This window comes from Halomonas sp. C22 (assembly GCF_007655045.1).
Classification (GTDB): Bacteria; Pseudomonadota; Gammaproteobacteria; order Pseudomonadales; family Halomonadaceae; genus Vreelandella; species Vreelandella hamiltonii.
Genome location: NZ_VBVC01000001.1, coordinates 226,047 through 247,420 on the forward strand (window position 1 = coordinate 226,047; position 21,374 = coordinate 247,420).

18 protein-coding genes are annotated in these 21,374 nt (G+C 61.9%); 7 read left to right on the forward strand and 11 right to left on the reverse strand.

From position 1 onward, the window contains the following. Window positions 1-21: 21 nt before the first annotated feature. Window positions 22-993, forward strand: coding sequence for an AbrB family transcriptional regulator (locus tag FEU76_RS01100; RefSeq protein WP_227407639.1), 972 nt, complete (start codon window positions 22-24; stop codon window positions 991-993). On the opposite strand, the gene FEU76_RS01105 is transcribed toward FEU76_RS01100, so the two are convergent. The 6 genes from FEU76_RS01105 to FEU76_RS01130 are packed head-to-tail and all read right to left on the reverse strand — an operon-like array spanning window position 935 to window position 9,529. Beyond that, complete coding sequence (locus FEU76_RS01105; protein ID WP_144979646.1) at window positions 935-2,350, reverse strand: sensor histidine kinase; 1,416 nt, start codon at window positions 2,348-2,350, stop codon at window positions 935-937. The genes FEU76_RS01100 and FEU76_RS01105 overlap by 59 nt on opposite strands. Then, window positions 2,347-3,030: a response regulator transcription factor gene (locus tag FEU76_RS01110; RefSeq protein WP_039175495.1), complete on the reverse strand. Its 684-nt coding sequence runs from the start codon at window positions 3,028-3,030 to the stop codon at window positions 2,347-2,349. Before FEU76_RS01110 ends, FEU76_RS01105 begins: the two co-directional genes overlap by 4 nt. A 50-nt stretch (window positions 3,031-3,080) precedes the next feature. Then, the gene (locus tag FEU76_RS01115; RefSeq protein WP_016916247.1) at window positions 3,081-3,785 is read right to left on the reverse strand and encodes a response regulator; all 705 of its coding nucleotides are present in this window, start codon (window positions 3,783-3,785) and stop codon (window positions 3,081-3,083) included. A gap of 13 nt (window positions 3,786-3,798) precedes the next feature. Beyond that, window positions 3,799-5,229 carry an ATP-binding protein gene (locus FEU76_RS01120; RefSeq protein WP_096921408.1) on the reverse strand — a complete coding sequence of 477 codons (1,431 nt, stop codon included), beginning with the start codon at window positions 5,227-5,229 and terminating at the stop codon, window positions 3,799-3,801. Beyond that, window positions 5,226-8,327 (reverse strand): efflux RND transporter permease subunit, encoded by a 3,102-nt coding sequence (locus tag FEU76_RS01125; RefSeq protein ID WP_144979649.1) that lies wholly within the window; start codon window positions 8,325-8,327, stop codon window positions 5,226-5,228. Before FEU76_RS01125 ends, FEU76_RS01120 begins: the two co-directional genes overlap by 4 nt. Further along, complete coding sequence (locus FEU76_RS01130) at window positions 8,324-9,529, reverse strand: efflux RND transporter periplasmic adaptor subunit (protein WP_144979652.1); 1,206 nt, start codon at window positions 9,527-9,529, stop codon at window positions 8,324-8,326. Before FEU76_RS01130 ends, FEU76_RS01125 begins: the two co-directional genes overlap by 4 nt. Window positions 9,530-9,720: 191 nt before the next feature. On the opposite strand from FEU76_RS01130, the gene FEU76_RS01135 reads away from it, so the two are divergent. Beyond that, complete coding sequence (locus FEU76_RS01135; RefSeq protein ID WP_144979655.1) at window positions 9,721-10,323, forward strand: TetR/AcrR family transcriptional regulator; 603 nt, start codon at window positions 9,721-9,723, stop codon at window positions 10,321-10,323. On the opposite strand, the gene FEU76_RS01140 is transcribed toward FEU76_RS01135, so the two are convergent. Then, a complete protein-coding gene (locus tag FEU76_RS01140) occupies window positions 10,320-11,123 on the reverse strand; it encodes a helix-turn-helix domain-containing protein (protein WP_039175504.1) in 804 nt (267 codons plus the stop codon). The two genes, FEU76_RS01135 and FEU76_RS01140, sit on opposite strands and share 4 nt — an antisense overlap. Before the next feature lie 106 nt (window positions 11,124-11,229). Beyond that, window positions 11,230-12,240 (reverse strand): zinc-binding alcohol dehydrogenase family protein, encoded by a 1,011-nt coding sequence (locus FEU76_RS01145; RefSeq protein WP_144979658.1) that lies wholly within the window; start codon window positions 12,238-12,240, stop codon window positions 11,230-11,232. A 119-nt stretch (window positions 12,241-12,359) separates the two neighbouring features. Here FEU76_RS01145 and FEU76_RS01150 point away from each other — a divergent pair, with 119 nt between their 5' ends. From FEU76_RS01150 to FEU76_RS01160, 3 genes are all read left to right on the forward strand, one after another. After that, on the forward strand, window positions 12,360-13,244 hold the full coding sequence (locus FEU76_RS01150) for a LysR family transcriptional regulator (RefSeq protein ID WP_144979661.1): 885 nt from the start codon (window positions 12,360-12,362) through the stop codon (window positions 13,242-13,244). A gap of 30 nt (window positions 13,245-13,274) precedes the next feature. Next, window positions 13,275-14,159, forward strand: coding sequence for an alpha/beta fold hydrolase (locus FEU76_RS01155; protein WP_144979664.1), 885 nt, complete (start codon window positions 13,275-13,277; stop codon window positions 14,157-14,159). A gap of 108 nt (window positions 14,160-14,267) precedes the next feature. Beyond that, window positions 14,268-16,460 carry an OsmC domain/YcaO domain-containing protein gene (locus FEU76_RS01160; RefSeq protein WP_144979667.1) on the forward strand — a complete coding sequence of 731 codons (2,193 nt, stop codon included), beginning with the start codon at window positions 14,268-14,270 and terminating at the stop codon, window positions 16,458-16,460. Window positions 16,461-16,667: 207 nt separating this feature from the next. Here the strand turns inward: FEU76_RS01160 and FEU76_RS01165 are convergent, their stop codons facing one another. Next, window positions 16,668-17,048, reverse strand: coding sequence for a type II toxin-antitoxin system VapC family toxin (locus FEU76_RS01165; protein ID WP_144979670.1), 381 nt, complete (start codon window positions 17,046-17,048; stop codon window positions 16,668-16,670). Further along, complete coding sequence (locus FEU76_RS01170; RefSeq protein WP_144979673.1) at window positions 17,045-17,254, reverse strand: type II toxin-antitoxin system VapB family antitoxin; 210 nt, start codon at window positions 17,252-17,254, stop codon at window positions 17,045-17,047. Before FEU76_RS01170 ends, FEU76_RS01165 begins: the two co-directional genes overlap by 4 nt. 324 nt (window positions 17,255-17,578) lie before the next feature. On the opposite strand from FEU76_RS01170, the gene FEU76_RS01175 reads away from it, so the two are divergent. After that, window positions 17,579-19,042, forward strand: coding sequence for an alanine/glycine:cation symporter family protein (locus FEU76_RS01175; protein WP_039175516.1), 1,464 nt, complete (start codon window positions 17,579-17,581; stop codon window positions 19,040-19,042). A gap of 33 nt (window positions 19,043-19,075) precedes the next feature. After that, entirely contained in the window at window positions 19,076-20,089 is a 1,014-nt protein-coding gene (locus FEU76_RS01180; protein ID WP_144979676.1) for an asparaginase, read from the forward strand. A 1-nt stretch (window position 20,090) separates the two neighbouring features. Here FEU76_RS01180 and FEU76_RS01185 read toward each other — a convergent pair whose 3' ends face one another. Continuing rightward, window positions 20,091-21,320 (reverse strand): nucleoside recognition domain-containing protein, encoded by a 1,230-nt coding sequence (locus tag FEU76_RS01185; RefSeq protein ID WP_144979679.1) that lies wholly within the window; start codon window positions 21,318-21,320, stop codon window positions 20,091-20,093. Window positions 21,321-21,374 lie beyond the last annotated feature (54 nt).

Sequence of the window (21,374 nt, forward strand, 5' to 3'; positions counted from 1 at the left end):
TTGGGATGTTTGGGTGGCCTGGTGGCCACCCTTTTTTCGCTGCCGCTGGCGTGGATGCTAGGGGCGCTGTTCATGGTCATGGGCGTTTCTCTGGCGGGCGTTCGCACCGGGGTAGACAAGCGCTTGCATCGCGTGGCCATTGCACTACTGGGACTGTTCATCGGCAGTCGTATCCACGCGGACGAGCTGGTGAGCCTGGTGCAGTGGTACCCCAGCGTGCTGGCCATGCTGGCCTACATGGTGTTGATGCTGGCAGGAGGGTACTGGATCTTTGCTCGTGCCCGCGTCGGCAGCCTGAACGCCATGTTCTGTGCCTATCCAGGCAGCATGAACTCGGCCCTGGTGCTGGCCGAGCGTGCCCATGGTGACCTGCGCTGGATCGCCATTTCTCACTCGCTGAGGCTGGTCACCGTGGTATCGGGCGCAGCGCTGCTGGCCAGCCTGTTCGTCGACAGCGTGGCCTTGCCGCCCTCTGCCGAGCCGCTGTCGCTCATGGGGGTGCTGCCACTGCTGCTGGCTCCTGCTTGCTGGTGGCTGGGTCGCCTGATCCGCTTGCCGCTACCGGAGTTTCTGGGGCCGATGGCGGCAGGTGCCTTGATTGCCAATGTGGGCGTGGCCTACACGCTGCCCAATGAAATCCTGCTGGTGACCTTTCTGGTGCTGGGATCTTCGGTGGGCTCGCGTTTTTCAGGCACCCACTGGAAACAGGTGGTGCGGGTAGGGCGGTTCGGCATGCTGTATGCGCTCTTTGCGCTGGTGGTGGCCGCGTTGATGGCCTGGCTGGTGGCCAGCGTCACGTCATTGCCGTTCGTGGCGGTGATGCTGGCGCTGATACCGGGGGGCGTCGGGGAGATGGCGGTCATCGCCATGGTCATGGGGATCGACCCGGTTTACGTGGTCTCTCACCATATTCTGCGGCTGCTGCTGCTGATCTTCATGACGCCGCTGATGATCCGCCTGACGACGCTGGCAGCACCGGAAACGCCACCGTGACTTCCAGCCCGCCCTGAGGGCGATTGCGCACGGCAAGCTGGGCGCCGTGGGTAGTGGCCACCTGTTCGACGATGGCCAGGCCAAGGCCGCTGCCCGGTGCATGGGCGTTATCGCGGAAAAACCGTTCGGTGAGCTGCGGCAGCCGGGCGGGGTCCACCCCCACGCCGTCATCGTGCACGCTGAGTCGTACCGTATCGGCGTCATGGGTGAGGCCAATGGTAATGGTGCCTTGGTAAGGGAGCGCGCCGCCCGCGTGGAGGCTGGCGTTATCGATCAGGTTGATCACCAGCCACTGCAGCAAAATGGGGTCGCCATGGATGGAGGGCAGGGCCTCGGGCTGCTCGAAGGCCAGCTCCTGGCCCTTTTGGTAAATGCCGGTGGCGACCTGCTGGCAAGTCTGCTGGCATAGTGCGATCAGGTCGACGGCCTGCAGCTGGGTGAGTTCGAACAGCTCACTGCGGGTCTTGGCGTATTTCAGCAGCTGTTGCACGGTGTGCCCGGCATGCTCGGCAATGCGCTGAATCTCCAGCAGGTTGGCCCTGTTGGCGGGTGATTGCTCGCTCTTCAGGGTCATTTCCGTGAGTGCCCGAATCTCTGAAATGGGCGTGCGTAGCTGGTGGGAAACGTCGGCGTTGAGCTGTTGGGTGCTGGTAATGCTGCTTTGCATGCGTTGCATCAGGTAATTGATGCTTTGCGTCAGGGGACGTATTTCCCTGGGCACGCTGTCGCGAATGGGCTGCAGATCGTGGGGCGAGCGCTGGCGCAGTGCGCGGCTGATGGCGTTCAAAGGGGCAAGGCCACGGTGGATGGCGAGGAGCGCCAGCGTGATCGCCAGCAGCCCGGTCACCGCCGTGAGCCCGGCCAGGGTGACCATGAAGTCGTGGGTCAATGAGTGCCGGGTCTCTTTTGATTCCGCCACGATGACTTCGATGTCCACGACATCACGCCCGCGGCGAAAAGGGAAGGTCAAGGCCACGGCCCGCAGCTCGTTGCCTGCGTAAGCCACGTCGTAAAACAGCGGCGCGTCGAGGGAGTCGGGCGGATCGCCCAGCCCTTGAAAACCGGCAATCATGCCCCCCTGGGCTTCCCGGATACGGTAGAAAATCTTGCCCTCTCCACGACTGCCCAGCGTGCTGATGCTGAAGTAGTGCATGTTGATGCGTAGCTGGCCATCGGCGGTATATACCCGACGCTCCAGGCGCTGGGCAGCATTCAGCAGCATGGCGTCGAAGGCTTCGTTGATCTGCTTGCTCAGCAGCAGGTAGCTGGAGAGCAGGGCCAGGAAGGCCAGGGCGGTGAACGGCAAGGCAATCCACAGCAGCAGGCGACTGCGGATGGAGCGGGGAGTCGGGGTCAAGACGCGCCTTCCTCCGAGGCGGGTGGGGCCAGGTAATAGCCCAGCCCTCGCACGGTTTTCAGGCCGAAGTCATGGCCGATCTTTTTGCGAATACGTGAAATGTAGGTTTCCACGGCGGCGTAGCTGATGGCTTCATCCGTCGAGGAGAGCCGGTCGATGATCTGGTCCTTGCTGACCAGCCGATTCTGATTGATCAGCAGGTATTCGATGACCTCCAGCTCACGGCGGTGTAGCGTGAGGGCCTGGCCGTCCACGCGCAGCTCCATGGCATCCGGAAAGAACTCCAGGCGCCCGCAGCGCAGGCTCTCACCGCCAAAATGCTTGGCTCTTCTGACCAGCGCGCGGGCTCTGGCGGCTACCTCGTTCAGCGAGAAGGGCTTGCACAGATAGTCGTCCGCGCCGACTTCCAGCCCCAAAATGCGCTGGTCCAAGGTGTCGCGGGCGGAGATGATCAAGACGGGAATGGTGTTCTGCTGGTGGCGCAACAGGCGCAGCAACGACATGCCGTCGAGCAGCGGCAGCCCCAGGTCCAGTACCAGCAGGTCATACCCCCCTTGCTGCAGCATGAGCAGCGCTTTTTCACCATCGCAGGCCACGTCGATGGTGAAGCTGGCTTCTTCTAACGTCGAGGCAATCGAGCGCGCAAGATTGTCGTTATCTTCTACGATGAGCGCTTTCATGGTGCATTGACCCGTAGCGGTGCCCAAGTGCGCCTGTTGATCTGCCAGGCTTACCCTTCGGGCTGATATTTGTAACCCACACCATACACCGAGCGAATGATTTCCTGCTCGGGCAGGGCTTCGGTGATCTTTTTGCGCAGCTTCTTGATATGGCTGTCGACGGTTCGTTCGGACACGATGCGGTTGTCGCGATACATGTGATCCATCAACTGCTCGCGGCTGAAAATACGCCCCGGCGACTGCATCATAACGCGTAATAGCTGAAACTCCACGGCGGTGAGCCCCAGGTCCTGGCCATTGACGAGGGCCTGCCAGCCCTCTTCATCCAGGGTGACCGGCGCTTGCCGTGTGGTCGGGGTGTGGCCGGTGGCCTCGGCAATGGCCTGGCTGCGGCGCAGCACGGCCTTGACCCTGGCCACCACCTCGCGCGGGCTGAACGGCTTGCAGATGTAGTCATCGGCGCCCAGCTCCAGACCCAGCAGCCGGTCCACTTCCTCGACCTTGGCCGTCACCATGATGATGGGCAGCAGCGGCCACTGCTGGCGTATTTCCCGGCACAGGGTGAGGCCATCCTTGCCGGGCAGCATGACGTCCAGCAGTACCAGCGCCGGTGAGTGCTGGGTGAGCCAGGGCATCACGTCGCTGCCATGGCCGATGATGGTGGGGGCGAAGTTATGGCTGCCAAGGTAGTCCGCCATGAGCCTGGCAATTTTGGGTTCGTCTTCGACGATCAGCAGGGATGCTTCCTGGGTCATGGTCAACTCGCATTCAGTAAGGGTCAGAAGAAATCAGCGGAAAGCGCAGTGTCCAGGCCAGCCCGCCCAATGTCGAGGCGCTGGCTTCCATGGTGCCACCGTGAGCACTCACCAGGGCGCTGGCAATCGACAGGCCCAGGCCGCTACCGCCGCTGGCACGGTTACGCGACCCCTCGACCCGATACAGGCGCTCGGTGAGCCGCCCCAGCTCGCTGTCGGGGACACCGGGGGAGCTATCCTGCCAGACGATGACGGCCTGACCGCGCTCGCAGCCGAGCGTGACGCGCAGCGCCCCGGGCGATTGCGTATAGGCACAGCTATTATCCAGCAGGTTGCTCCACAGCTGGCGCAGGCGTTGGGCATCGCCGCGAATCATGATGTCCTCTTCCAGCTGGCAGGTCAGGCTCAGGCCGCTCTGCTCAAGCCAGCGGTCGGCGTCGGTCAGGCGGCTGCCCAGGCTGTCGCTCAGGTTCAGCGGGGCCAGCTGGATGTCCAGCGCTCCCGCATCGCTTTGCGAGAGCAGCCGCAAGTCGGAGACCAGGCGCTCCAACTGAGCCACTTCCTGGGCCAGCGAACTCAGGTTTTCCTGATTCAGAGGACGAATACCATCCTGCATGGCTTCGATTTCACCGCGCAGTACGGCCAGCGGGGTGCGCAGCTCATGGGCCGTGTCCGACACCCAGCGTGCCCGGGCCTCGCGGCTGGCTTCCAAGGTGGCTGCCAGCACGTTGAAATCCCGGGCCAGGCGAGACAGCTCATCGCGGCCGCGTTCGGGCAAGCGGGTATGGTAGTCGCCTTCGGTGAGGCGCAGGGTAGCTCCGGCCAGCGCCCGCGTGCGTCGGCCCAGCCACCAGGAGAGCCCGCCAGCCAGCAGCAGAGAGGCCAGGCCCAGCGAGACCACGATCAGGATCAGGTTGCGCTGCTGGCGCTCCAGAAAGCGGCTCTCCATGCGCTCCATCATCTCCTGGGGCGGGCGAAAGCCGAGGGCGCCAATGGCTTCACGCTGGCCATTGGGCGCCAGATCGCTATAGAGGGTCATCCAGTGCCAGTTGCGGGAGCCCCGTGGAGTATCGCTGGGGGGAATGATGGCGTGGCCATCGGCATCCTGCAGAGCGAAATCCTGCGCTTCCCCCAGGGGAGATGGCCGATCACGATGCTCCTGGCCCAGCTCGAAGCGGACGATGTAGGGCCAGCGGTCGGGGGCCTCTTCCAGCCACGCCCAGCTGTTCTGAGTTTCCCAACGGGTAATCAGGCCGTCGGCCAGCAGCGTGGCGCGGCGCTCCTGGGCCTGGTTCAGGTAGTCGAGAAAGCCGCGATCGATACTGTAGGTGACCGCCAGAAATACGCTGGCGGCAATGGCCACATTGACGCTCAGGATGGCCGCGAACAGCTTCATACCCAGCCGCGAAGGGCGCCACTGGCGCAGGCTATGTAACGCCTTCATGGGTTAGCCCTCTCGGGTTCGGGAGGGGGCGGTGCGCTGAGGCGTTCGCGCAGATTCTCCAGGCTGAGATAGAGGCAGGGCACCAGAACCAACAGAATGACCGTGGCGAATAGCATGCCAAAACCCAGAGAGATGGCCATGGGAATCATGAAGCGTGCCTGTCGCGAGGTTTCCAGAATCATCGGTGCCAGCCCCAGGAAGGTCGTCAGTGTGGTCATCATGATTGGCCGCAATCGGCGTGTGGCGGCGGCCACGATGGCTTCCCGAGGCGCCATGCCTTCGCGCCGCTTGCGGTTGGCGTAGTCGATCAGCACCAGGGCATCGTTGATGACCACGCCGGACAGCGCCAGCATGCCCAGCAGGCTGATGATCGACAAGCCAAAGCCCATCAGCATATGGCCCCCGATGGCACCCACGATACCAAATGGAATGGCGGCCATCACCAGCAGCGGCTGCAAGTAGCTTCGGAAGGGAATCGCCAGCAGGGCATAGAGTGCCGCAATCATCAGCCACATGGCCTTGCGCAGCGTGGCCAGGTTGTCGGCGGTATCCTGCTGGCGGCCACCCATGCTGACTTCGAGGCCCGGCCAGGTATTGCTGAGGATGGGAAAGACATCCTCCTGCAAGGTGGCGAGCACCTGATTGATGGCCTGGTCGCCCTCGGAGTCGGCAGTGACGGTGATGATGCGCCGGCCGTTGATGCGCTGCAGGCTGCTGGACGCCTGGCTGAGGGTGATGTCGGCCACCCGCGACAGCGGCACGCTGAGCCCCTCGGGGGTGCGCACGGGAAGCCGGTACAGCTCACTGAGACTATCGCGAGAGGCTTCCGGTAAACGCACTTCGACGCTGACCTCTCGGCGGCCGATGAACTGCTCGACGGCGGTGGCGCCTTGCAGCGGCCCACGCAGGGCCTGTGCCAAGTCACTGCCGGTCAGCCCCAGCGAGCGGCCTTCGGCCGACAGGCGCATTTCCAGCTGTGGCTTGCCGTCGCCCAGGCCGCTGTCGATGTCCGTCAGCCCGTACTCCGCCAGCTGTTCGGCCAATCGTGTGGCGGCTGCCTCCAGCACCTGGGTATTGGGGTGCGAAAGCCGCAGGCTCAGCGCGGCGCCGCTGCCGGGGCCGCCAAAGTCGGATTCGAAGCGGACCGATTGCGCGCCCAGCAGATCGCCGGTCAGTTCACGCCACTCGCGGGCAATGCGTGAGGGTGGCCAGCTCTCCAGGCTTTCCGAAGCGATGTCGAGGCGGACGGAGAGGCTTTCGCCATCTAGACGGCTACGGGTGCTGGTGAAGCTCAACCCCTCTTCACGCTCGCTCAGGGCCGTGGCGGCGTCCAGCAATTGCTGGCTCAATTCGCGGCTGACGCTGATGTGGCTACCAATCGGCAGGGTGACGCTGGCCTGCACCTGGTCGGATTCGACCCGGGGCATCAACGAGAAGCCCAATCGGCCGCTCATGGCCCATGCCAGGGTGATCGCCAGCAGCGCCACGCCCAGCGAGACGGTCAGCAGACGCTGGTTCAGTGCACCCTGCAGAAAGGGCTCGAAGCGCCGGTAGGTGAAATGGTGCAGCCCCTGCTGCATGCGTAGCCGCACGGCCTCCAGAGGGCGCTGCCAGGCTGGCGTTTGCCTCGGTTTGCTGGCGTGGGCCAGGTGTGCGGGCAGGATCAGCAGAGCCTCCACCAGCGAGATCACGAAGACCGTGATCACCACGACCGGCACCGTGGCAAAGATCAGCCCCAAAAAGCCGGGCAGGAACAGCAGGGGCAGGAAGGCCACGATGTTCGACAGGATCGCAAAGGTGAGCGGCGTGGCAATTTCCTGGGCGCCCTTGACCGCCGCATCGCGCAACGAGTAACCCTCCTCGCGATAGCTGTAGATGTTCTCGCCCACCATGATGGCGTCATCGACGACGATACCTAGCGCAATGATGAATGCGAACATCGACATCATGTTGAGCGAGACGCCTATCCAGGGCAGGAACAGCATGGCCCCCAGAAACGCCGTGGGAATGCCCAGCGTCACCCAGAACGCCAGTCGCGCTTCGAGAAACAGCGCCATCAGCACCAGCACCAGCGCCAGGCCCATCCAGGCGTTCTTGAGCAGCAGGCCGAGCCGGTCTTCGTAGACCTCCGAGCTGTCCCGGGCGATGTCCAGGCTCACGCCGTCGGGCAGGTTGGCGCGCAGCCGTTCCAGCTCGCCGCTTACTGCGTTGGAAATGCTGGTCGGGGTTTGGCCGCCGATCTGGTACACATCCACCGAGATGCCCGGCTGGCCGTTGTAGAACTCCTCCCGGTCGGTTTCGGCAAAGCCTTCACTGACCTGGGCAATGTCGCGCAACAGCACCGGCGAGCCCTGGGCCGTGTTCAGAATGGGCAGCTCGGCGAACTCTTCGGCGCTATTGCGGCGCCCCTGGTAGCGGATCAGCCATTCCCCCTCGGCGGTGGTCAACTGGCCGCTGGCCAGATCCAGTGCTTCGGCGGCGATGCGGCTGGCCAACTGCTGATGATCGAGCCCGTAGCGCTCGATGGCTTCATCGTCCAGGTGCACCTGGATTTCCCGGTCCCGGTTGCCGGAGAGCTCTGCCCGGGAGATGCCGCTGGTGGCCTGTAACTCGGCACGTACGTTCTCGGCGGCGTCGTGCAGGGCTTCCTGGCCCACCCTGCCGTACACCTGCAGGCTGACGACGCTGCGCGAGCGGCCTGCCAAAGTAATGCGGGGCGGGTCGGCAGCGGCGGGCAGGGTGGTAATGGCATTCACGGCTTGTTGAATGTCCTGGTAGGCGCGCATCACATCCACGCCGTCGATCAGCGTTGCGCTGACCACACCGCTGCCTTCGCTGGCGCTGGCGGTCATCTCGTCGATGCCTTCCACGTTGGCGATGGCGGCTTCCATGGGCAGCAGCAGGCTTTGCTCGATATCTTCCGGGGTGGCGCCTGGGTAGCTGATGGAGACCTGGACGATTTCCGTTTCGAACTCCGGAAAGACCTCTTTCTTGATGGCCATCGAGGCCATCAGGCCGCCCACGATGAACAGCACCATCATCAAGTTGGGGGCAACGCCGTGATCCACCATCCACGCCAACGGGCCTTTACGCATCATTGAGCGCTCTCCTGATCACGTGCCGGGGTGTCGCCACGTTGGCGCAGGCGAACTTCCTGCCCCTCGCGGGGCTGCGCCAGGCCTGCAATGACCACGCGCTGGCCCGCTTCCAGGCCCTCCCGGATCAGTACGTCATCCTGGCCGCGATAAGCGAGAGTGACGCGGGTACTGCGCAAGCGGTTGTCGTCGTCCACCCACCAGACCTGCTCGCCGGGGCGAAGCGCGGCAGAGGGTAGCCTGATCAGCGGCTCCTGGGCGCGGGTGTGGAAGGTGAGCCGCATGACGTCGCCCAGCCGTAGGGCGGGACCTTCATGATTCAGGGCCAATGGGTCGTTCACGGCAATCAGCAGCTGGGCCTGCAGGCCGTTCTCTTCCAGGTTGGGCAGCACGGAGAGCAGCTCGCCCTCCCGTTCGGCCTGGTCAGGCCAGCCCTGGCTGGTGAGCGTGACGCGACCGCCACTCTCCAGCCAGGCCAACGTATCGCCGGGCAGCGAAGCACGTACCCAGAACTGCTCGACACCCACCAGGCTGAGCACTTCGGTGCCCTGGCCCAGCAGGCTGCCAGCCCCCACCAGGCGCTCCTGAACCATGGCGCGCCAGGGCGCCGTGAGGGTGGCTCGCTCCAGGTTTAGCGCCGCCTGGTCGCGGACCACGCGCGCCTGGGTCAACTGCGCTTGGGCCTGGCGCAGCTGGGGTTCGCGCAGCACCAGCGCTCGCCGTTCGGCGCTCAGCTGCCTGCCGAACGACTCGTACTCACTGCGGGCGCGCTGCTGTTCGGCCTGCTCCAGGGCCAGCTGGGCTTCGGCGTTTGCCAGTTGAGCCTGGGCATCCTCCAACGCCAGCTGCAGGTCGGCCTGGTCGATGTAAGCCACCGGTGCTCCCTGCTCGACCACACGGCCGGGCAGTACGCCTTCGGCAAAACGTTCCAGCTGCCCGGCCACGCGGCTGGCCAGCAGCGTCGACTGTTCCGCTTCGACACGACCAAAGCCACTCAGGGTAGGCGACTGTTGGCGCTGCTCGACGGTCATCACGTCGACCACCGGGGGCACGGGCGGCGGCGGTGGCCTGCGCTCTACCCTGGGTGGCTGGCTGATGATCCACCAGGCCACGGCAAGGCCGCCTGCCAGTACCAGCAAGGCGGCCAGGGCACCCAGGCCCAGGCGGCCTTGCTGTGAGGAGGCAAAAGAGCGAGGTGGAGTCATGGCCGGGGGGTATCCATTGGCTGAAGGCAAAAATGCCCGAGAAGTGGCAAGATCATGCTAGCATCACCGATTCCTACGCAGCGATTAGGCAAGCATTGTGCAAATAGCGTGCAACCCAAACGCTGACGCGGTTTCCGATACCTGTCATCATTGACGTGAAAAACCATAGACTTCCTGGTCTGCATGACGCTATGAAAAACACCGCCACGCGCGATAAGTTGATTGATACCGGCGCTGAGCTGATTGCCCAGCAGGGCTATAACGCCACGGGTATCAATGCCGTTTTAAAAACCTGCGGTGTACCCAAGGGTTCGTTTTACCACTATTTTGCCAGTAAAGAGGACTTTGGTCTGGCGGTGATCGAGCGGTTTGCCAGCCAATACGATGCCAATCTGGCTACCTTGATGGAAGATTCGGCCGTGCCGCCCCTCGAACGTCTGCGTCGCTACTTCGCGGCAGGTAGGGCGCATATGCTCGACTGTGACCATTCCACGGGCTGCCTGATCGGCAACCTGGGGCAGGAGCTGGCGGGCCAAAACGATACCTTCCGCGATGCGCTCAACGTGGTCTTCCAGCGCTGGGAAAAACGCCTGGTCACGTGCTTGAGCCAGGCGCAGGCAGACGGCAGCGTGCCGGAAGGGTTGTCACCTGACACGCTGGCCAGCTTCATTCTCTCGGGGTGGGAAGGTGCTATCCTGCGCGCCAAGACGCTCAAGTCCCTGGCTCCCATGGAGCAGTTCGAAGCCATTCTGTTTTCCCACGTGCTGACGACTGCGACGCCACCGTCACGTTAATGGCGCGCACGAAAATGATACTCCCCCGCGGCGATATCGTTCTGAATGGCGGCCAGTAGCGCCGCATCCAGGGATGGGTCGTCCAGTGCCAGTAGCCCGCACTGGGCGAGCGCTTCGCGCAGGCTGGTCTGTTCATCCAGCCGCTGATACACCACTCTCACACAGCAGGGCATGCGCTCGCTGTTGTCTGCCACGCCCATCTTCAGCCCCGTCAATCGCGTTACCTGACTTTGAAAGCTGGGAAACAGAATGGTCTGGGTGATCTCGTGACCGTTCAGGGTTTCGTGGTCGATCAAGAACAGTCGGTCCGCGAGTTTGACTGCCGCTCCCACATAGCGGTTATGGCAGGGGCGTTTGCCGGGGGCCACCGGCATGCGTTCGGTGCGCTGATACACCACGCCGCCGTCGCGCTCCTCCAGACACACCAGCGTACGCATGATATGACCAGGGCGCGACATGGAGTGGTAAAGCTCGAAGTAGCGCCCAAGGTAGCGCTCCAAGCCTTCACTGCCCCGCTGCACCAGCGCATTGGGCCAGGGCAGCGTGGGGCTTGCCGTATCAGCACTCAACTGGCCGGTTTGTACCAGGGCGCGAAAATCCTGGTGGGGGAGGGCAATGTCGTCTGCGGTGACGCCAAAAAAATGGCATATTCGTTGGAGCGCCGCATGACTGGGATAGTAGCGCCCGCTCAAGTAGCGGTTGAATTGCGCTCGGTTCATCGGCAGGCGGCGGCACACGTCGGCAATCGACGGGTAGTAGCTGCACAGCAGGCGCAAATTGGCCACAAATTCATCGTGCATGGGCGTGACTCGGGGCTCTTGGGCGGTGGCGGCTAATGTGCCGCCTTGCGCCCAAGAGTGCAACGGCTGATACCTCAAGCTGGCTTGAAATGATCGGCGCGCGTGCTTAAAACCCCGCCAGCACCAGCTTGCCTACGGTGCGGTTGCTCTCGATCAGCGCGTGGGCACGCGTCAGGTTGTCGGCAGTGATGGGGCCAAGTACCTCGCCAAGCGTCGTGGTCAAACGGCCGCTATCCACCATGGCGGCAACTTCGCTCAATAGGTCGTGCTGCTTGGCAATGTCCTCGGTAGTAAACAAAGGCCGAGTGAACATCAGCTCCCAGTGCAGTGACAGGCTCTTGAGCTTGAGTTTACGCACGTCGATCAGCTCCGGGTCATCGATCAGTGCCAATTTGCCCTGGGGCTTCAAGGCATTGATGATCGCCTCGAAGTGGTGATCGGTTTGGTTAAGGCTGATGACCATATCCACCTGCTCGTAGCCTGCGGCTTTGAGCGCTTCATCCAGCGGTTGGCGGTGGTCGATCACCGCATCGGCGCCGAGCGACGTGACCCAGGCTTGGCTTTCCGGGCGTGAGGCCGTCCCAATCACGGTGATATCGGTGAGCTGCTTGGCCAGCTGAATCAGAATCGAGCCAACGCCACCGGCAGCACCTACCACTAATAATGTTTTGCCTTTGGTGTCGCGCAGGCCCAGTTCCAGGCGGTCAAACAGTAGCTCCCAGGCGGTAATGGCGGTGAGAGGGAGAGCCGCTGCCTGGACGTCAGACAGACTTTTCGGCGCCAGGCTGGCGATACGCTCATCGACCAGCTGGTACTCGGCATTGGAGCCTTGGCGCGCAATGCTGCCCGCGTACCACACCCGGTCACCCGGCTGAAAGCGAGTGACTGCACTGCCCACGGCATCGACCACGCCTACCGCGTCGTAACCCAGCACCCGCGGCTCGCCGCCTTCGGGCAGCGCGCTTTTGCGCACCTTGGCATCCACCGGGTTGACGGAAACTGCGCTTACCGCGACGCGAATATCGTGGGGCTCGGGTGTGGGCAGCGGCAGCTCGACGGCGTGTAGGGCGTCTGGGTGGTCGATCGGCAGGCTTTTGGTAAACGCGAATGCTTTCATGGTCGTTCTCCAAGCGATGATGAATGGCGACATCATGCCTGGGTGTCGTTTTATGAAAAAGAGGGCTAATGTAGCTAACAGTTTCCAATTTTTTTTGAAAATAAGGGCGCTATTGCTCCATGCGTACCGATGACCTAAATGTGCTTGTCTATGCCGCCGAGCACGGCAGCCTTTCCGCCGCCGCGCGGGAGCTGGCGATTACCCCGGCAGTGGCTAGCGTGGCAATCAAACGCCTTGAAGACGTGTTGGGCACGCGGCTACTGGTACGCTCTACCCGCAGCTTGCGGCTAACACCCGCCGGGGCGCACTATTTAGTGCATGCGAAAACGGCATTGAGCGCCCTTGCCGAAGGGGAAAAAGAGCTGCACCGCGAACGCCAGGAGATCGCGGGAGAGCTCAGCCTCTCCATGCCTTCAGATCTGGGCCGCAACGTGCTGCTGGGCTGGCTGGACCATTTTATGGCGCTGCATCCGCAGCTGCGTCTGCGGCTTCGGGTCAGCGACCGAGTGAGCGATCTGTTTCGCCAGCCAGTAGAGATTGCCCTGCGTTACGGCGTGCCGGAGGATTCCAGCCTGGTAGCCCTGCCGCTAAAAGATGATAACCAACGGGTGGTGTGCGCCGCACCTCGCTATATCGCGCGCCACGGCGAGCCCGCCACGCCAGATGAACTACGCCAGCACAACTGTCTCTGCTTCAATCTTGGTGAGCGGGTGCATGACCAGTGGCAGTTCGGCAGTGAGCGTATCAGCGTGCAGGGCAATCGGGTGAGCGACGATGCTGAGTGCGTGCGCCGCTGGGCGCTGGCGGGAGAGGGCGTTGCCTATAAATCTCGCCTGGATGTTCAGGCAGACCTCGATGCAGGCCGCTTGGTGGCGCTGTTGGCTGCGTTTCCTACCGAGCCCGCGCCGCTGTATCTCGTCTGCCCGCATCGGCTGTCGCTCACGCCCGCCGTGGTCGCGCTGAAAGACTTTCTGATCGAACGGTTACAAGAGGACGCCAAGTGAAGAGCATCATCTATCCGCGAGGAGCTAGCCATGTTTACAGGGTTTGAAAAACAGACACGCCGCGTTAACGGCGTCGATATTGCCTGCCGCATGGGGGGTAGCGGCCCGGCGTTGCTGCTGCTTCACGGGCACCCACAGACCCATACGATCTGGCACAAAGTGGCGGCCACGCTTGCCCAGCACTTCACGGTGATTGCCGCCGACCTGCGCGGCTACGGCGACAGCGGCAAGCCGGACGATGACGCAGAGCATCTCAATTACGCCAAGCGCACCATGGCCGCCGATATGGCTGAACTGATGAGCGCGCTGGGCTTTGAGCGGTTTAAAGTACTGGCCCACGACCGCGGCGCGCGGGTGGCGCATCGTTTAGGCGTTGATTACGCCGAGCGGATCGAGCGCATGGTGCTTTTGGATATCGCCCCCACGCTGGCCATGTACCGTGGCACCAATGAGGCGTTTGCCCGCAGCTACTGGCACTGGTTTTTTCTGATTCGCCCTCAGCCGCTGCCGGAAATGCTGATTCAAGCCGACCCCGAGCAGTACCTGAAAAGCGTGATGGGCGCCCGCAGCGCAGGTATGGCACCGTTCGCCCCGGAAGCGCTGGCAGAGTACGAGCGCTGCCTGTCGCTTCCCGGTACGGCCACCGGCATCTGCGGCGATTACCGCGCCAGCGCGACTATCGATTTAGAGCACGATCAGGCGGATATCGACGCGGGTGTGAAACTCACCTGCCCGATCAACGTGATGTGGGGTGCCGAAGGTGCGATTGAAGCCTGCTTCGATGCGCTGGGCGAGTGGCGCAAGGTAGCGACCCAGGTAGAGGGCAAGGCGCTGCCCTGCGGCCACTATATCGCCGAAGAGATTCCTGACATGCTGCTGGAGGAAGCGCTGCCGTTCTTGCTGGATCCGCAATAAGCGATTCAAGCGACTGCCCAAGACGAAGCGGGCAAAAAACTGGATAATGGCCGCCATTCGCCTGATGCGTTGGCGCTCAGGCACACTCATTACTCCGGACGCCCGCTTATGGAAATCAAAGTTAACTATCTCGACAACCTCCGCCTGGAGTCCAAGTTCGACGATTTTACGGTCATATCCGACCAGCCGATTCGTTACAAAGGCGACGGCTCGGCCCCTGGCCCGTTTGACTACTTCCTGGCGTCGTCGGCCATGTGTGCCGCCTACTTCGTCAAGGTGTACTGCAACGCGCGCAATATTCCCACCGAGAACATTCGCCTGTCGCAAAACAACATCGTCGACCCGGAAAACCGCTACAAGCAGATCTTCAAGATTCAGGTCGAGCTGCCGGAAGATATCTCGGAAAAAGATCGCGAAGGCATTCTGCGCTCCATCGACCGCTGCACGGTGAAGAAGGTCATCCAGACCGGCCCCGAGTTTCAGATCGAGGTGGTCGAGAACATCGACGAAGACGCCCAGGCGCTGCTGATGGGGGCACCCGAGGGCGGCAGCACCTTTATCCCTGGCAAGGACCTGCCGCTGGAGCAGACCATCGCCAATATGAGCGCGATTCTGGCGAACCTCGGTATGAAGATCGAGATCGCCTCCTGGCGCAATATCGTGCCTCACGTGTGGTCGCTGCATATCCGCGATGCGGCGTCCCCCATGTGCTTTACCAACGGCAAAGGCGCGACCAAAGAGAGCGCGCTGTGCTCTGCGCTGGGCGAGTTCATCGAACGCTTGAGCTGCAACTTCTTCTACAACGATCAGTTCTTTGGCGAAGAGATCGCGAACAGCGAATTCGTGCACTACCCCAATGAGAAGTGGTTCAAGCCGGGGCCGAATGACGAGCTGCCCGCCGAAATTCTCGACGAGCACTGCCTGGCGATCTATAACCCGGAAGGCGAGCTGGGTGGCTCGAACCTGATTGATACCAACTCGGGCCGTGAAGACCGGGGCATCGTTTCGCTTCCCTTTGTGCGCCAAAGCGACGGCGAAACGGTCTACTTCCCCTCCAACCTGATCGAAAACCTGTTCCTCAGCAACGGCATGAGCGCGGGCAATACGCTGGTGGAGGCTCAGGTACAGTGCCTTTCAGAGATTTTCGAGCGGGCAGTGAAGCGTGAGATCCTCGAACAGGAGCTGACCCTGCCCGACGTACCGCAAGAAGTGCTGGCCAAGTACCCCAGCATTGTCGAGGGCATCAATGCCCTGGAAGCCCAGGGCTTCCCGGTGCTGGTGAAGGATGCCTCCATGGGCGGGCAGTTCCCGGTCATGTGCGTGACGCTGATGAACCCGCGTACCGGCGGTGTGTTTGCCTCCTTCGGTGCCCACCCAAGCTTTGAGGTGGCGCTGGAGCGCAGCCTGACCGAGCTGCTACAGGGCCGCAGCTTCGAAGGCCTGAACGACCTGCCGCTGCCGACCTTCAACTCGCAGACCGTCTCCGAGCCGAACAACTTCGTCGAGCACTTTATCGACTCGGTGGGCGTGGTCTCCTGGCGCTTCTTCAGTGCCAAGCCCGACTTCGAGTTCAGCGAGTGGGACTTCTCTGGCAGCAACGAGGAAGAAGCCGAGACCCTATTCGGTATTTTCGAAGAGCTGGGCGCGGAAGTGTACATGGCGGTACACGAAGACTTAGGCGCGCCGGTCTGCCGCATTCTGGTGCCGGGCTACTCCGAGGTGTACCCCATCGAAGACCTGATTTGGGACAACACCAACAAGGCGCTGGACTACCGCGAAGATATCCTCAACCTGCACCGCCTGGATGACGCACAGCTGACCGACTTGGTCGAGCGGCTGGAAGAGAGTCAGATGGACGACCACGCTGATATCATCACGCTGATCGGTATCGAGTTCGACGAGAACACCGTGTGGGGGCAACTGACCATCCTTGAGCTGAAGCTGCTGGTCTACCTGGCGCTTGGCCGCCATGAAGAGGCGCTGGACTGCGTGCAGATGTTCCTGCAGTACAACGACAACACCGTCGAGCGTGGCCTGTTCTATCAAGCCGTGAACGCGGTGCTGGAGATTGCCCTGGACGACGAGCTGGCGTTGGACGACTACCTGCCCAACTTCCAGCGCATGTTCGGCGAAGCCACCATGGAGGCGGTGGTTGGCTCGGTGGATGGCAGCGTGCGCTTCCACGGCCTTACTCCCACCAACATGCAGTTGGAGGGGCTGGAGCGCCACCAGCGCCTCATCGAAAGCTACAAGAAGCTTCACGCGGCCAGGGCGGCAAACGCGGGCATTGCGTGCCCCTGATAATGATGTTACGGATGTAGGGGTTGACGATGTATTAAGCACCCCGTAAGCTAAGCGTTATCCACGCCCTAGGCAGTAAGCTTTCCCACATATCTCGGGATAAGCCGACCCCTGGGGCGTTTTTCGTTTAAAGAAGGAAAAGAAGCCATGCCTACAGCAATTTTGATCGATGGTGGCTATTTTTCAAACGGACACTGTGATCAGCTCTCAATGTACCGCGACCCGGTAGGCCGCAGCGAACTTGTCCGCCATATCCGCGAGACGCTTGTCTAGCGTCCATAACTGCGTATCGGGCGTGATAAGTGTTGAGGCAAGTAAGCACATGTCGACTAAGCCGCAGCCCAGGCCATAGAGCTTTTCACGTTCGATGAAGTCCATCACCTCCGACAAACTAGCCTGATGACAGGGCCGCAAGAGGGCAACACTCTTTAGCGTTTGAGTGCGCGGGGAGGGAGGTGTCCCGCAGGCAAGCTCAGCTAAAACCATGGGGTGGTTGAGCACAAGATCTTTTTCGATCAATTCGATCAGGGCATCGTTTCGTTTTCTGAAATGATCCACCCAGACCGATGTGTCGACTAGCACGTTCATTGCGTTGAAGGCGCCTCGCGACGGCGGGGTATGTCGGGCATCTCTGGCACAGTCCCACCCAAGGCTGCAAGACGTCGACCGGCTTGCACGCGGACATAGGTCTTCATGGCCTCGCGAAAGAGGTCTGACGGTTTATCCATTCCCGGCTCGGCAAACGCCAATGCTTGCTCGTAGAGCTCATCGTCAATGGTAACAGTGGTTCGCATCGTTCACTCCTGCCTGGTCGTGCACTCGCTTGCATCGATATTGATGTCATTTAACGTCAATCGGTGCATCTTCACAAGTGGGCATCGCAGTAACATCATCAGATGACTGCTCGGCACATTCTCTCTAGCGGTCATCATCTCGCGGGGCTGTATACGCCTGATGCACTGTGATGCATCCACTGGCGCAGTGAGTGCAACCAACTGCATCGCTGCGCCAAACGTCATCCCGTGTTTGGCTTGGTACAACACTTTCCGCGCCTCTCAATCGCAAACAAAGACGCGATCACAACCATAACGCCAATATAAAAATGCGGAGACTATCCCATGCTCGATATGCTCAACGACCTCCTCTGGGGGAAGGTCCTGCTCGTTTTACTGGTGGGCGTTGGTATCGGTTTTACCGTTGCCTCCCGCTTCGTACAGTTTCGTTATTTTGGTCAGATGTTTCGTATTCTGGGTTCTGGCCAAGCCTTCAAGCGTAATCAGCATGGCCACTTGAGCTCGTTTCAGGCGCTGGTGCTATCGGTGGCGGGGCGCGTGGGCGGCGGTAACATCGCCGGCGTGGCCGTGGCGATTACGCTGGGCGGCCCGGGAGCGATTTTCTGGATGTGGATCGTCGGTTTGATGGGCATGGCGACCAGCTTCCTGGAGTGCACCCTGGCGCAAACCTACAAGCAGGCGGAAGGTGATGGCACTTACCGCGGTGGCCCGGCGTACTACATCGTCAAAGGCTTGGGCAAACAGTGGCGCTGGCTGGCGGCGTTCTACTCGGTACTGCTGCTGATTACCTTTGGTTTCGCCTTTACCGCCCTGCAGTCCTATGCCGTTGCCACTTCGTTTGGCGATGCCTTCGGCGTACCGGTACTGTACAGCGGTATTGCGCTGGCCATGCTGGTGGGGCTGATCATCTTCGGCGGCATCAAGCGGATTGCCCGCATCTCCGAATTCCTGGTGCCCTTCATGGCCGTGGGCTATATCGCCGTGGCGCTGCTGGTCATTGCCATGAACCTGGGTGAGATCCCTGCGGTAATGGCGCTGATCGTCAAGAGTGCCTTTGGCCTTGAGCCGCTGGTGGGCGGCGGGATTGGCGCTGCCATCATGATGGGCTTGAAGCGTGGCCTGTTCTCCAACGAAGCGGGCCTCGGCAGTGCGCCCAACGTGGCTGCCGTGGCGTACGTGCCTCACCCGGCCAACCAGGGCATCGTGCAGGCGTTCTCGGTGTTCATCGATACGGTGATCATCTGCTCGGCCACGGCGTTTCTGATTCTGCTCAGCGGCGTGTATGACCCCGCCGCCGGGGCGGGTGTCGAAGGTATCGCGCTCACCCAGGCTGCCTTGGCAGACCACGTCGGCGAGTGGGGCCGCACCTTCGTGAGCCTGGCGCTGCTGCTGTTTGCCTTCAGCACCATCCTCTACAACTACTACCTGGGCGAAAACAGCCTGAACTTCTTCAGCCGTGACAACCAGAACCTGTTCAACGCCTTCCGGGTGGCGATCGTACTGCTGGTGTGCTGGGGCGCGACCACCGATCTAGGCACCGTGTTTGGCTTCGCCGATGTGACCATGGGCCTCTTGGCAGTGGCCAACCTCGTTGCACTGATTCTGCTGTTCAAGTGCGGCCTGCGCATTCTGAACGATTTCGACAGCCAGCGCCGTCAGGGCATCAAACAGCCGATTTTCGATGCCAGCCAGCATCCTGATCTCGATCTGGACCCCAAAGCTTGGGAGCTGGAGCCAGAAGAGGCCGAAGCGCTGAAGCAGCGGCTGGAAAGCGCGCCCGCGAAGTAAGTGCGTTTGTATTCAATTCGATAAGGAGTCCCCATGCCCCGCGTCCTCATGCTTTACACGGGTGGCACCATTGGCATGCAGCCATCGCCACAAGGTTATGTGCCCTGCGCGGGGCTGGCCGAGCGCCTGGCGGCGCATCTTGCCCTGGGTGACCCCTACCGGCTGCCTGCCTTCGAGGTGGTGGAAATGCAGCCGCTGATCGACAGCGCCGAGCTGATGCCCGAGGCGTGGAATCGGCTGGTGGCGGCGCTGGAAACCCACTGGCAGGCCTCCGATGCCTTCGTGATTCTGCACGGCACCGATACCATGGCCTACAGCGCGTCAGCGCTGTCGTTCATGCTCGAGGCCTTGAACAAGCCGGTGATCTTCACCGGCTCTCAAATTCCGCTGGGTGAGCCCAGAAGCGACGCGCTGAACAACGTGGTCAGCGCGCTACAGCTGGCGGCTCATCCGGCCACACCCTGCGAAGTGAGCCTGGTCTTCCATGACCGGCTGCTGCGCGGTAACCGCGCCCGCAAGGTGCGTACTCAAGGTCTGGATGCTTTCGATTCCCCCAACTTCCCCTGGCTTGCCGAGATCGGCATTGGCATCACCTTTCCCCAGCCCTCGGCGCTGCTCAGCGGGGAGCCCAACTTTGCTCCCATCGAACTCGATGACGAGGCGGTAGCGGTGCTGCCGTTGCACCCAGGCATGTCGCTAACGCGCGCAAAAGCGCTATTGGCAGACGACACGCTGAAAGGCGTGGTGCTACACAGCTACGGCGTGGGGAACCCGCCCAGCTTTGACGGTGCACTGCTCGACGCCTTGAAAGCGGCCCATGAGCGGGGCGTGGCGCTGCTCAACGTCACGCAGTGCGCTCAGGGAGAGGTCATTCAAGGCGCCTACGCCACCGGGGCGGCGCTCAATCAGGCGGGCGTGATCGCTGGAGGAGACATCACGTTGGAAGCCGCCGTGGCCAAACTCATCGTTCTGCTTGGCCGTGGGCTTTCTGGGCCAGCGCTGCGCAAAGCACTCAGCGCAGCGATTCGTGGCGAACGGTCTTGCTGATTCAGCCAAAGAACCAGTAACACACCAGAATGGCGGTGGTGATGCCTGCCACATCGGCGACCAGGGCGCATCCCAGTCCATGGCGAATGCGGCTAATGCCAATGGCGCCGAAGTAGACCGCCAGCACATAAAAGGTGGTTTCGGTGCTGCCCTGGAACGTGGCGGCCAGTAGCCCTGGGAAGCTATCGACACCAAAGGTGTTCATGGTCTCGATCATCATGGCGCGGGAGCCGCTGCCGGAGAGTGGCTTTACAAAGGCGGTGGGAAGGGCATCGACAAAGCGGGTATCCCAGCCAATGCCTTCCACCAGCCAGCGAATGCCGCCAAGCCCGGCATCCAGTACGCCGCTGGCGCGCAGCACCCCAACGGCCACCAGCATGGCAATCAGGTAGGGTAGCAGGGTGATGGTAAAGCTCAGGCCCTCCTTGGCACCCTCGATAAAGGCGTCATACACCTTCACGCCGCGCAGCGCGCCCACGACCAGGAACATGATCACAATGCTGAACAGCGTGAGGTTGCCAACCAGCGTGGAAGCGGCGGCCAGCGCTTGAGCCGACATCCCCGCCAGCGTGGCGATCAAAAGCCCCAGGGCCAGCGCAGCGGCCAGCAAGTACCCCAGCACCACCGGTTGCCAAAGCTTCAGACGCTGCATGATGGCCACCGCCAGCAGCCCGGCGAGGCTGGACGCACTGGTCGCCAGCAGAATCGGCAGGAACACCAGCGTCGGCTCTGCCGCCCCTTGCTGGGCGCGGTACATGAAGATCGTGACGGGCAGCAGGGTCAGCGACGAGGTATTCAGTACCAGAAACAGGATTTGCGCATTGCTGGCGGTATCGCGGCTGGGGTTCAGGGTTTGCAGTGAGTGCATCGCCTTGATGCCAATGGGCGTCGCAGCGTTATCCAGGCCTAGAATGTTGGCGGCAAAGTTCATGCTGATCAGCCCCATGGCCGGGTGGCCGCGGGGCACTTCGGGCATCAAGCGGCAGAACAGCGGGTCGAGCACTCGCCCCAGCAGGCGTATCAAGCCCGCCTTTTCAGCAATGGCCAGAAAACCCAGCCACAGCGTCATGGTGCCCAGCAGCACCAGAATAATATCGACGCTGACCCTTGCCATATCGAACAGCGACTGCACCAGGCGGGCAAACACCTCGCTGTCGCCACCCACCAGCCATTGCCAGAGCGATGCCGCAAAGGCGGCAATGAAAAAGCTTAACCAGATTCCGTTGAGCATGGTGGGTGGGCGTCCTTGATGATCGAAGCAATACGCTAGCTGCGTATCCTACCC